Source organism: Bacillus cereus group sp. Bce019, assembly GCF_051781745.1.
Classification (GTDB): domain Bacteria; phylum Bacillota; class Bacilli; order Bacillales; family Bacillaceae_G; genus Bacillus_A; species Bacillus_A cereus.
In genome coordinates, this window is record NZ_JBPWJX010000034.1 from 15,309 (window position 1) to 27,916 (window position 12,608).

Below are 12,608 nucleotides of genomic sequence, written 5' to 3' on the forward strand. Positions count from 1 at the left end.
TTAGTATATAGATATTGCATCGTAGTTTGCATTATATTGTCACCCCTTAATCTGTCTTGTATAATGAACAGGTTAAGGGGTGATTTCGTGTTACAACCGAAGACGCGTTGGAAAGAAAAAGAATATAATGACGAGCGAGTGAGTGAATTAGCAAGTAAATTACAGTTATCACCACTTGTCGTTTCATTATTCCTCGGTAGAGGACTAGATACAGAAGATAAGATTTTAGATTTTTTAAATACAGAAAATCAAGAATTTCATGATCCATTTTTATTAGAAGGAATGGATAGAACGGTAGAACGTGTAAATAAGGCGATTCAAAATGGAGAGCAAATATTAATATTTGGTGATTACGATGCGGACGGAGTAAGTAGTACGACGGTTTTATATCTTGCTCTTCAAGAATTAGGTGCAGAAGTAGAATTTTACATTCCAAATCGTTTTACAGAAGGGTATGGGCCGAACGAAGAAGCGTTTCGTTGGGCGCATAGCGCAGGGTTCTCACTGATTATTACTGTTGACACTGGCATCGCAGCAGTACATGAAGCGAATGTAGCGAAAGAGCTTGGAATAGATCTAATTATTACAGATCACCATGAGCCACCGCCAGAATTGCCAGAAGCACTTGCGATTATACATCCGAAATTAGATGGCGGTGTATATCCGTTTCACTATTTAGCTGGTGTAGGTGTTGCGTTTAAAGTTGCTCATGCACTATTAGGCCGTGTACCAGAACATTTATTAGAGATCGCAGTAATCGGTACAGTAGCCGATTTAGTATCACTTCATGGTGAAAATAGGTTGCTAGTGAAACGCGGTTTAAAACATATGCGTATGACAAGAAATATTGGTTTGAAGGCATTGTTTAAAGTTGCTAACGTTTCGCAAAGTGAAATTACTGAAGAGAGTATTGGCTTCTCAATTGCACCTCGTATTAATGCGGTTGGGCGTTTAGAAGATGCTGCGCCGGCTGTACACCTTTTATTATCAGATGATCCAGAGGAAGCGAAAGAGCTAGCTGAAGAAATTGATGAGCTGAACAAACTGCGAAAAGATATTGTAAAGCAAATTACAGAAGAGGCTATCGCTGAAGTTGAAAATAACTTCCCGCCAGAAGAAAATAAAGTATTAGTACTTGCAAAAGAAGGCTGGAACCCAGGGGTAATTGGAATTGTTGCTTCGAAATTAGTTGAACGTTTTTATCGTCCGACGATTGTATTAAGCATTGATCCTATAAAAGAAACAGCAAAAGGTTCAGCACGCAGTATAGCAGGATTTGATTTATTTGCAAATTTATCAGATTGTAGAGAGTTATTACCACACTTCGGAGGGCATCCGATGGCAGCGGGAATGACGCTACATATGAATGATGTAGATGAATTACGTCGCCGCTTAAATGAACAAGCAGATGCAATTTTAACAGAAGAAGATTTTATTCCAATTACAGCAGTTGATGTTTTTTGTAAAGTAGAGGATGTAACGCTAGCGGCAATTGAAGATATGCAAAAACTAGCCCCGTTTGGTGTTGGAAATCCGAAACCACGTATTGCAGTAAAAGATGCAGAGTTAGAAAGCATTCGCGCAATCGGATCAGATGGCTCTCATTTAAAAATGGCTCTTCGTGATGGACAAGCAACACTGGATACAATTGGATTTGGCTTTGGTGCATATGCGAAAGAAATCTCTCCAGTTGCAAAAGTATCTGTAATAGGAGAAGCGTCTATTAATGAATGGAATAACTTTAAGAAGCCACAACTAATGGTACAAGATATTGCTGTAGAGGCGTGGCAATTATTTGATTGGCGTAGTATGCGTAATGCAGAAGCAAATTTAGCAGAACTTCCGAAAGAAAAAATAACAATGGTGTATTTTTCTGAAGAGGTATTGAATAAATTTTCTTTAGAGAGCTATAAAGAAAAGCTCATGCATGCTTCAGAAGTAACGCATTTAGATGATCAATATATCGTGTTACTTGATTTACCAAAAGGAACAGATGAATTACGTGAGCTATTTAAGGTAGGATTCCCAGCGCGAATTTATACGCTATTTTATCAAGAGAATAACCACTTATTTAGTACAGTTCCGACGAGAGAACACTTTAAATGGTACTATTCTTTCTTAAGCCAAAAAACACCATTTTCTTTAAGACAATATGGAGAACAACTATGTCGTCATAAAGGTTGGTCAAAAGATACAGTAAATTTCATGACACAGGTGTTTTTTGAGTTAGAATTTGTTACAATAAAAGATGGCGTCATTTTTATGGCAGACAAAAAACAAAAGCGTGATTTAATTGAATCGAACACATATCGTGAGAAAATGAACCACTTACAATTAGAAAAAGAATTGGTTTATAGCACATATCAGCAACTATATACATGGTTTGAAACGATTCGTAATCATAAAGAAGTAGAACAGTTAGGGTAAAGGATTTGTATTTACAAACCTTTTAGATCTGAGGAGGATTCAGAAATATGGATTTCAAGCAACATATCGCAATTGTACCGGATTATCCGAAAGAAGGTATTGTGTTTAAAGACATTACACCTTTAATGAATGACGGTAAAGCATACAAAGCAGCAACAGACGCAATCGTTGAGTACGCAAAAGAAAGAGATATCGATGTTGTAGTAGGACCAGAAGCTCGTGGTTTCATTATCGGTTGCCCAGTTTCTTATGCGTTAGAAGTAGGATTTGCGCCAGTTCGTAAATTAGGAAAATTACCACGTGAAGTAATTACAGTTGACTACGGTAAAGAATATGGTAAAGACGTTTTAACAATCCATAAAGATGCAATTAAGCCAGGTCAACGCGTATTAATTACAGATGATCTATTAGCTACAGGTGGAACAATCGAAGCGACAATTAAGTTAGTTGAAGAGCTAGGCGGAGTTGTAGCAGGAATTGCATTCTTAGTAGAACTTACTTACTTAGATGGTCGTAAAATGTTAGATGGTTACGATGTATTAGTATTAGAAAAATACTAATCACTATATAGGTGAAACTACGGTGATAAAAAGTACCCGTGAATCTCTTGGAGAGGAGCGGGTACTTTTGTATAATTGAACAAAAAATTATGGTGAAATGTCAGTAAAATCTTTTCCTTTTCACAATTCACAATCATTGGGTTATAATGATAGAATATAATTTATTCTATTAAATAAAGATAAAGTCAATTTTCAATAAAAGGTGATTCGATGGCAAATGAGCAGGTACTAACAGCTGAACAGGTACTCGAGAAAGCAAGTCAATATTTAGCGGATGAAGATATTGAGCTAGTGGCACGTGCCTATGAATATGCACGTGATGCGCATAGCGAACAATATAGAAAATCGGGTGAACCGTATATTATTCATCCGATTCAAGTTGCAGGTATTTTAGTTGATTTACACATGGATCCAGCTACGGTATCAGCAGGTTTCTTACATGATGTAGTGGAAGATACAGAGATTACGTTAGAAGATATTGAACGGGAATTTAACAAAGAAATTGCTATGCTTGTTGATGGCGTTACAAAGCTTGGGAAGATCAAATATAAATCTCACGAACAACAACAAGCAGAAAACCATCGCAAAATGTTTATTGCAATGGCTCAAGATATTCGAGTTATTTTAATTAAACTAGCTGATCGTCTTCATAACATGCGTACATTGAAACATTTGCCTCAAGAGAAGCAGCGTCGCATAGCGAATGAAACGTTAGAAATCTTTGCACCTTTGGCACATAGACTCGGAATTAGTACTATTAAATGGGAGCTAGAGGATACGTCACTTCGCTATTTAAATCCACAACAATATTATCGTATTGTAAATTTAATGAAGCGTAAACGTGCAGAACGTGAAGAATATTTAGACGAAGTAATGACTGGTATTCGTGAGAAATTAAAAGAAGTTGCAATTCAACCTGAGATTTCTGGAAGACCGAAACATATTTACAGTATTTATCGTAAAATGGCACTGCAAAATAAGCAGTTCAATGAAATTTACGATTTATTAGCTGTACGTGTCGTTGTAAATAGTATTAAAGATTGTTATGCGGTGCTTGGAATTATTCATACGTGCTGGAAGCCGATGCCAGGTCGTTTTAAAGATTATATTGCAATGCCAAAAGCAAATCTATATCAATCTCTTCATACGACTGTAATTGGACCGAAAGGTGATCCACTTGAAGTGCAAATTCGTACGAAAGAAATGCACGAAATTGCAGAATTCGGGATCGCGGCACACTGGGCATACAAAGAAGGAAAAACAGCAGAAACAACAGGTACATTAGAGAAGAAACTCACATGGTTCCGTCAAATATTAGAATGGCAAAATGAAGCTTCTAATGCAGAAGAATTTATGGAGTCATTAAAAATTGATTTATTCTCTGACATGGTATTCGTCTTTACACCGAAAGGCGATGTAATGGAATTACCGCTTGGATCTGTTCCAATTGATTTCGCGTATCGTGTCCATTCGGAAATTGGGAATAAAACAATTGGTGCAAAAGTAAATGGGAAAATGGTGACGCTGGATTATAAATTAAAAACAGGCGACATCATTGAAATTTTAACGTCGAAACATTCATATGGCCCAAGCCAGGATTGGGTAAAACTTGCTCAAACATCTCATGCGAAAAATAAAATTCGTCAATTCTTTAAGAAACAACGTAGAGACGAAAATATTGAAAAAGGCCGTGAACTTGTTGAAAAGGAAGTACGTGGTCTAGAGTATGAGATGAAAGAAGTATTGGCGCCGGATAACTTAAAACGCGTCGCTGAGAAATTTAACTTTGCAAATGAAGAAGATATGTTTGCAGCAGTTGGATATAGCGGAATTACAGCTTCGCAAATTGTTACGCGACTAACGGACAAGTTCCGCAAACAACGCGAAGAAGAAGAAATTGTTGAAGTTAAAGAAGTCCGTAAACCGATGAAAATTCGAAAATGGGATTCTGGTGTAAAGGTAAGCGGTGCTGATAATTTATTAATCCGTTTATCGAAATGCTGTAACCCAGTTCCGGGCGATGATATCGTTGGGTATATTACGAAAGGCCGAGGTGTATCAATTCACCGCCGTGATTGTGTAAATGTTCATACAGAAGAAGCTGTAGAACGATTATTAGAGGTAGAGTGGGAAGGTAGCCCTGAAAAAGAAATTGAGTATAACGTTGATATTGAAATTTCAGGTTACGATCGCCGCGGTTTATTAAATGAAGTACTGCAAGCTGTTACAGAGACGAAAACATACATTTCAGCTGTTTCTGGTAGAAGTGACCGTAATAAGATGGCAACAATTAATATGTCAATCTCGATTCGTAACTTACAACACTTGAAAAAAGTAGTAGAACGCATTAAACGCGTTCCAGAAATTTATGCAGTACGACGCATGATGCATTAATAGGGAGTGTAGAAAGATGAGAGTTGTTTTACAACGATCAAAGAAAGCGTCTGTCACAGTAGACGGTGAGATCGTAGGACAAATTCCGTTCGGTTTAACATTACTAGTTGGCATTACGCACGAAGATACAGAAAAAGATGCAACTTACATTGCGGAAAAAATTGCAAACTTACGTATTTTTGAAGATGAGAGCGGAAAGATGAATCATTCTGTACTTGATGTAGAAGGACAAGTTCTATCTATTTCGCAATTCACATTATACGGAGATTGCCGCAAGGGCAGACGTCCAAACTTTATGGATGCTGCGAAACCTGATTATGCAGAGCGTTTATACGATTTCTTTAATGAAGAAGTTCGTAAACAAGGATTACATGTGGAAACAGGGAAGTTTGGAGCAATGATGGACGTTTCTTTAATCAATGATGGTCCGGTGACCTTAATTGTAGAAAGTAAATAGTGTTGATAAAAAAGAGAGGGTTATATAATCCTCTCTTTTTTATACATTGTTGTATGTTTTGTTCATTTATTTGGAATCAATAGCAGTTTCGGTTATGTATAACTCTCTCATCAATATGGAACAATAAAAAGTAAAACATCCATATTGAATGTGAGGGATATACGTATGCGTATGAATGAAAAAGGGCATTCTGTTACAAATGGTGCAAATCAACTGTTTAACGTGAATTTTCATGATTTTATTTCAAAAGAGCAAAACAATACTTCAATGGAGCTTGCTTCGGAGTTTGGGATTTCTCTTCAAGATGTAAAGCGTTTAAAGAAGCAGATTGAACGTTCTTAGAGCACTTGACAATCCTACTTAACAAACGTATAGTAATTTTATATTTACATATGAATATAACCGTTGATAGAGAAGAGTAAATGAGACACACATGGAAAGAGAAGGAATGTCTTAGGCTGAAAACATTTCTGCATGATGACTGATTGAATGACACTCTAGAGGTTTCAACTTGAACGGCATATATGCTTAGTAGGGATGAACGCATATTTAAGCGTTATTAAAAAAGTGGAAGCATACGTGCTTCAATTAGGGTGGCACCACGGGTATAATACTCTCGTCCCTACTGTTTAAACAGTAGAGGCGGGAGTTTTTTTATTTTTATTAAGATTAAAACAATTTGAGGAGGAACTGAATATGTCTATTCAAATCCCACGCGGAACGCAAGATATTCTTCCAGGCACTGTTGAGTTATGGCAGTATATCGAAGGGCAAGCACGCGAAATTTGCCGTCGTTACAATTATAAAGAAATTCGTACACCAATTTTTGAACACACTGAGCTATTTTTACGCGGTGTTGGTGATACGACAGATATCGTACAAAAAGAAATGTACTCATTCCAAGATCGTGGAGAGCGTAGCTTAACATTACGTCCAGAAGGTACTGCACCTGTTGTACGTTCTTACGTTGAAAATAAAATGTTTGGTGATGCGACACAACCAACGAAATTATACTATATCGGTCAAATGTTCCGTTATGAAAGACCACAAGCAGGTCGCTATCGTCAATTCGTACAATTCGGTATCGAAGCAATCGGCAGTAATGACCCTGCAATTGATGCAGAAGTAATTGCACTTGCTGTTGAATTTTACCGCGGCATGGGCTTAAAAAATATTAAAGTTGTATTAAACAGTTTAGGTGACGCAGCGAGCCGTCAAGCACACCGTGATGCATTAATCGCACACTTTGAGCCACGTATCGGCGAATTCTGTTCTGACTGTCAATCTCGCTTAGAAAAGAACCCACTTCGAATTTTAGACTGTAAGAAAGACCGTAACCATGAATTAATGGGAACAGCACCATCTATTACAGAATACTTAAACGAAGATTCAGCAGTATACTATGACAAAGTTCAAGAACTATTAACGATGATGGATGTTCCATTTGAAAAAGATCCGAACTTAGTGCGTGGTTTAGACTACTATCAACACACTGTTTTTGAAATTATGAGTGAGGCAGAAGGTTTCGGTGCGATCACTACATTAAGCGGTGGTGGCCGTTATAACGGACTTGTACAAGAAATCGGTGGACCAGAAATGCCAGGTATCGGTTTTGCAATGAGTATTGAACGTTTAATTATGGCGCTAAAAGCTGAAAACATTGAATTACCACTTGAACATAGCATTGATTGTTACGTTGTAGCGCTTGGCGAAAAAGCGAAAGACCATGCTGCAAAAGTTGCGTTCGATCTTCGTAAAGCTGGATTGTCAGTTGAAAAAGATTATTTAGATCGCAAAATGAAAGCACAATTTAAATCAGCAGATCGTCTAAAGGCGAAATTTGTAGCTGTATTAGGAGAAGATGAGCTAGATAAAGGCATCATTAACTTAAAAGATATGGCAACAGGTGAACAAGAAGAAGTAGCGTTAGATGTATTTGCTTCATACGTAGCAGAGAAATTAATATAGGGGGAACTTACAGTGGCTGAAAGAACACATGCATGTGGAAAAGTAACAGTAGAAGCTGTTGGACAAACAGTTCAATTAAAAGGTTGGGTACAAAAACGCCGTGACTTAGGTGGATTAATCTTTATCGATTTACGTGACCGTACAGGTATCGTACAAGTTGTATTTAACCCAGAAACATCAAAAGAAGCGTTAGAAGTAGCAGAAACAATTCGTAGCGAATACGTATTACACGTAGAAGGTACAGTTGTTGAACGTGGTGAAGGCGCAATTAATGACAATATGGCAACTGGTCGTATTGAAGTACAAGCAACAAAAGTAAATGTACTAAATGCAGCGAAAACAACGCCAATTATCATTGCTGATGATACAGATGCATCAGAAGATGTGCGTTTAAAATATCGTTATTTAGACTTACGTCGTCCTGTAATGTTCAACACATTCAAAATGCGTCACGATGTAACAAAAACAATTCGTAACTTCTTAGATACAGAAGAGTTCTTAGAAGTAGAAACACCAATTTTAACGAAAAGCACGCCAGAAGGAGCTCGTGACTATTTAGTGCCAAGTCGTGTACATGATGGTGAATTCTATGCATTACCACAGTCACCACAGTTATTTAAACAGCTTCTTATGGTCGGCGGATTTGAGCGTTACTATCAAGTAGCACGTTGTTTCCGTGATGAAGATTTACGTGCGGATCGTCAACCAGAATTCACGCAAATCGATATCGAAGCTTCATTCTTAACACAAGATGAAATTTTAGATATGATGGAGCGTATGATGACGAAAGTTATGAAGGATGCAAAAGGTGTAGAAGTGAGTGCACCATTCCCTCGTATGAAATATGCTGATGCAATGGCTCGCTACGGTTCTGATAAGCCAGATACACGCTTTGAAATGGAACTAACAGACTTATCTGAGTTTGCAGCAGATTGTGGCTTTAAAGTGTTTACAAGTGCTGTAGAAAGCGGCGGACAAGTAAAAGCAATTAATGCAAAAGGTGCTGCAAGTAAATATTCTCGTAAAGACATCGATGCATTAACTGAATTCGTGAAAGTATACGGTGCAAAAGGTCTAGCTTGGCTTAAAGTTGAAGAAGACGGCCTAAAAGGACCGATTGCGAAATTCTTCGGTGAAGAAGATGCAAATGTGTTAATGAGCACATTAGAAGCTACTGCTGGCGACTTATTACTATTCGTAGCAGATAAGAAGAGCGTTGTTGCAGATAGCTTAGGCGCACTTCGTTTACGTCTAGGTAAAGAGCTTGAGTTAATTGATGAAAGTAAATTTAACTTCCTATGGGTAACTGATTGGCCACTACTTGAGTACGATGAAGATGCAGATCGTTACTTCGCAGCTCACCACCCATTCACAATGCCATTCCGTGAAGACGTTGAGTTACTAGAAACAGCACCAGAAAAAGCACGTGCACAAGCATATGACCTTGTATTAAACGGTTATGAGCTTGGTGGTGGATCACTTCGTATTTACGAGCGTGACGTACAAGAAAAAATGTTCAAAGCACTTGGATTCTCACAAGAAGAAGCGCAAGAGCAATTCGGATTCTTATTAGAAGCATTCGAATACGGTACACCACCACACGGCGGAATCGCATTAGGTTTAGATCGTCTTGTTATGTTACTTGCAGGCCGTACGAACCTTCGTGATACAATTGCATTCCCGAAAACAGCAAGCGCAAGCTGCTTATTAACAGAAGCTCCAAGCCCAGTTGCAGAAGCGCAGCTTGAAGAACTGAACTTAAAATTAAGCTTGAAAGAAGAGAAGTAAGAATAGGGTCTAGATGGTTATACTATAACCGTCTAGACTTTTTTTGAGAGGTTGTTTAAAAAGTCCGGTTTAGATAACTGTCGCATCTCATCGTTGCCTCGCCAGTCCGGTGCTCGAGTAGTATTTCTACACTGCGCTCCTCCTGGCTTCAGCGCCTCGATTTGCTCGGTTCTCTAAATCCTCCTTTTTAAACGTGTATTTAGGAAGAAATAAAATTCTGGTCTATGTTTTCATTCTCGAAATATGTATTTTTAGGAATTCTATAACTTTTTCTATACAAATAGTCGGAAAAACGCTAGAATACATGGTAGACCATTTTTGTAATAGGAGTGTAGAGCTGAATGTTACATCAATTTTCACGTAATGAATTAGCCTTCGGTAAAGAAGGACTTGAAATATTAAAAAATAGTACAGTCGGTATTTTAGGAATTGGCGGTGTAGGTTCTTTTGCAGCTGAAGCGTTAGCACGTTCTGGCGTAGGACGTCTCGTATTAGTTGATAAAGACGTTGTAGATATTACAAACGTAAACCGTCAAATTCACGCTTTAGTATCTACTGTAGGACGTTCAAAAGTAGAATTAATGAAAGAGCGTATCGCGGACATTAACCCAGAGTGTGAAGTAATTGGACTAGAAATGTTTTATACAGATGAAACATATGAAGAGTTCTTTAAGTACGGTTTAGACTTTGTAGTGGATGCATCTGATACGATTACGTTCAAAATTCATTTAATTAAACAATGTTTACGTCGTAAAATTAAAATTATCTCAAGTATGGGTGCAGCGAATAAAATGGACCCAACTCGTTTCCGTATTGCGGACATCTCTAAAACACATACAGATCCAATTGCGAAAGTCATTCGTACGAAGCTTCGTAAAGAGGGTATTAAAAAAGGTGTAAAAGTTGTCTTCTCTGACGAAAACCCAATCGTAATTCGTGAAGAAGTACGTAAAGAAATTGTACCAGACGAGAATGCAAAAATTCGTAAGGCGAAATTACCGCCTTCATCAAATGCATTCGTACCATCTGTGGCAGGCTTAATTATGGCAAGTCACGTTGTACGTGAACGCATTAAAAACGTAGAAGTGAAACGTGTAGGGCAAGAATAAAAGAAAAGCATATATCCATTTTAAAATGTACCCTATAGAATAGACACTTGAAAAAAGTCTATTCTATAGGGTATTTCTTGTATAATAAAAGGAAAATTGGGATCGGAGAATGTTGAAAATGACAAAGAAACTATTCACAGAAAGAGAAATTCAAATTCTATCAAATAACCTGTACGTAAAATCTGTAAGTCAGAAAGGTATCACTTATACAGAGGAATTTAAGCATATTTTTATTGAGGAAAATGAAAAAGGAAAGCTACCTCGAAATATTTTTGAAGAATGTGGTTTTGATATAGATATGATTGGAATGAAACGAGTTATGTCATCGGGAAGTAGATGGCGTGCTGCTTATAGAAAAAATGGTGTATTGGGTTTAAGGGATACACGTATCGAAAACGCTGGAAGAACTCTTGAGAGAGAGCTTACGTTAGAAGAAAAGTATGCCCGTTTAGAAGCCGAACGAAACTTACTAAAGGCGGAAAACGAATTGCTAAAAAAAATCAAACTTATGGAAGGGAGGATGAGAAGGAAATAACACTACCACCTAGTCAGAAATTCATCTTGATTCGTTCTGTCATCATGAAATACAACTTAAGGAATATGGTCAGTCATTTGTGTAAAGTAGCTGGTGTATCCCGTTCGGGATACTATAATTACTTTTCAGTTTCATCTCAAGAACAACGGAAACAAAAGAGTGATCGAGATGAAATCTTGAAGGAAACCATATTAAAAGCACTTCGATTTAGAAATAGAAAGAAGGGGGCTCGTCAGATAAAGATGACATTGGCGGGTCAGTTTCAAGTTGTCTACAATTTAAAGCGTATCCGTAGAATTATGAAGAAATACGAGATTATTTGTCCGGTTCGCAAAGCGAATCCTTATAAAAGAATGCTTAAAGCTACAAAAGAACATCGAATAGTACCGAATCAATTAAATCGGGAATTTAAACAAAATACCCCAGGGAAAACACTTCTTACAGATATCACCTATTTAGTTTACGGTAAGAATCAAAGGGCCTATTTATCTACAATTTTAGACGGCTCAACTAATGAAATTTTAGCTTACCATGTTTCAGAACAGATGACATTAGAGCTCGTAACGACAACTCTCCATAAACTAAAAAGGAATCCGCGGATTCGATTGACTGAAGGTGCTTATATTCATTCAGATCAAGGATCCCACTACACAAGCCCTACCTATCAAAAGCTAGTCAAAAAGCTAAATCTTGGACAATCCATGTCAAGAAGAGGAAACTGTTGGGATAACGCCCCACAAGAATCGTTTTTTGGTCATCTGAAAGATGAAGCTCATATAAAACCTTGCGCGTCCTTTAATGAATTGAAACAAGAGATTAAGAAATATATGACGTATTATAATCATTATAGATATCAATGGAATTTAAAAAAGATGACTCCTGTTGGATACAGAAATCATCTTCTTGATGTTGCCTAACTTTTTTCAAAATGTCCTTTACAAAGGGTACAGATTATTTTGGATATATGCTTTTTTATATGTATTAAAGAAATATGAATATTTGCATCACTACTAGTTCAAATGTAAGTAAGGTTAGTAAGCAATAATCATATTTATCTGATTTATAGGCGGATGTCTTTTTTAGACTGTTAATGGTGAAAAGAGCTAAAGTTAGGACGAGAAGGCCAAGAGTTATTTTGAAGATTATTAATGAAATAGCAACCATCTCCCTTTAAAGGTATATGGTTATAATAACATTTTAGTAAAAAATATCCAATGCGTTTTAGGAGTTTCCTTGTATGACAAGGAGGAATGTTATTGTCAATCTTTGTCGTTAAATCGATATCCTTTATTGAATCGTTGATATATTGCAAGTTGTGATAGATAAATTTGAAAAATCGTTGATATATTGCAAGTTGTGATAGATAAATT

9 protein-coding genes and 1 other annotated feature are annotated in these 12,608 nt (G+C 37.2%); all 9 genes read left to right on the forward strand.

Annotated features, from left to right (window positions below; genetic code table 11):
* Window positions 1-87 precede the first annotated feature (87 nt).
* The 9 genes from recJ (at window position 88) to ACS2QP_RS26470 (ending at window position 12,155) form a co-directional block, all read left to right on the forward strand.
* On the forward strand, window positions 88-2,427 hold the full coding sequence (gene recJ, locus ACS2QP_RS26430) for a single-stranded-DNA-specific exonuclease RecJ (protein ID WP_000941229.1): 2,340 nt from the start codon (window positions 88-90) through the stop codon (window positions 2,425-2,427).
* 47 nt (window positions 2,428-2,474) lie between these two features.
* Window positions 2,475-2,987 carry an adenine phosphoribosyltransferase gene (locus ACS2QP_RS26435; RefSeq protein WP_000346215.1) on the forward strand — a complete coding sequence of 171 codons (513 nt, stop codon included), beginning with the start codon at window positions 2,475-2,477 and terminating at the stop codon, window positions 2,985-2,987.
* Between the two features lie 210 nt (window positions 2,988-3,197).
* Window positions 3,198-5,381 (forward strand): GTP diphosphokinase, encoded by a 2,184-nt coding sequence (gene relA / locus ACS2QP_RS26440; protein WP_001262795.1) that lies wholly within the window; start codon window positions 3,198-3,200, stop codon window positions 5,379-5,381.
* Window positions 5,382-5,397: 16 nt separating this feature from the next.
* Window positions 5,398-5,838, forward strand: a complete 441-nt coding sequence (locus tag ACS2QP_RS26445) for a D-tyrosyl-tRNA(Tyr) deacylase (protein WP_001266965.1) — start codon at window positions 5,398-5,400, stop codon at window positions 5,836-5,838.
* Window positions 5,839-6,003: 165 nt separating this feature from the next.
* Window positions 6,004-6,180: a hypothetical protein gene (locus tag ACS2QP_RS26450; RefSeq protein ID WP_001242605.1), complete on the forward strand. Its 177-nt coding sequence runs from the start codon at window positions 6,004-6,006 to the stop codon at window positions 6,178-6,180.
* A gap of 54 nt (window positions 6,181-6,234) precedes the next feature.
* Window positions 6,235-6,465: a binding site (T-box leader), on the forward strand.
* 69 nt (window positions 6,466-6,534) lie between these two features.
* Window positions 6,535-7,806: a histidine--tRNA ligase gene (gene hisS / locus ACS2QP_RS26455; protein ID WP_000027084.1), complete on the forward strand. Its 1,272-nt coding sequence runs from the start codon at window positions 6,535-6,537 to the stop codon at window positions 7,804-7,806.
* Window positions 7,807-7,818: 12 nt separating this feature from the next.
* Window positions 7,819-9,594 (forward strand): aspartate--tRNA ligase, encoded by a 1,776-nt coding sequence (aspS, locus tag ACS2QP_RS26460; protein ID WP_000840891.1) that lies wholly within the window; start codon window positions 7,819-7,821, stop codon window positions 9,592-9,594.
* Window positions 9,595-9,935: 341 nt separating this feature from the next.
* Complete coding sequence (locus ACS2QP_RS26465) at window positions 9,936-10,703, forward strand: tRNA threonylcarbamoyladenosine dehydratase (RefSeq protein WP_000903179.1); 768 nt, start codon at window positions 9,936-9,938, stop codon at window positions 10,701-10,703.
* 109 nt (window positions 10,704-10,812) lie between these two features.
* Window positions 10,813-12,155 (forward strand): IS3-like element ISBce14 family transposase gene (locus ACS2QP_RS26470; protein ID WP_438882992.1). Its coding sequence is split into 2 segments (ribosomal slippage): window positions 10,813-11,194 and window positions 11,194-12,155, totalling 1,344 coding nucleotides; the frame shifts between segments, so codons are not numbered across the junction.
* Window positions 12,156-12,608 lie beyond the last annotated feature (453 nt).

What these genes read in the sequence shown, in the direction of transcription:
- ACS2QP_RS26435 (WP_000346215.1), top strand. Translation starts at nt 2,475, where the DNA reads ATGGATTTCAAGCAACATATCGCAATTGTACCGGATTATCCGAAAGAA.
- hisS (WP_000027084.1), top strand. Translation starts at nt 6,535, where the DNA reads ATGTCTATTCAAATCCCACGCGGAACGCAAGATATTCTTCCAGGCACT.
- relA (WP_001262795.1), top strand. Translation starts at nt 3,198, where the DNA reads ATGGCAAATGAGCAGGTACTAACAGCTGAACAGGTACTCGAGAAAGCA.
- ACS2QP_RS26445 (WP_001266965.1), top strand. Translation starts at nt 5,398, where the DNA reads ATGAGAGTTGTTTTACAACGATCAAAGAAAGCGTCTGTCACAGTAGAC.
- ACS2QP_RS26465 (WP_000903179.1), top strand. Translation starts at nt 9,936, where the DNA reads ATGTTACATCAATTTTCACGTAATGAATTAGCCTTCGGTAAAGAAGGA.
- ACS2QP_RS26450 (WP_001242605.1), top strand. Translation starts at nt 6,004, where the DNA reads ATGCGTATGAATGAAAAAGGGCATTCTGTTACAAATGGTGCAAATCAA.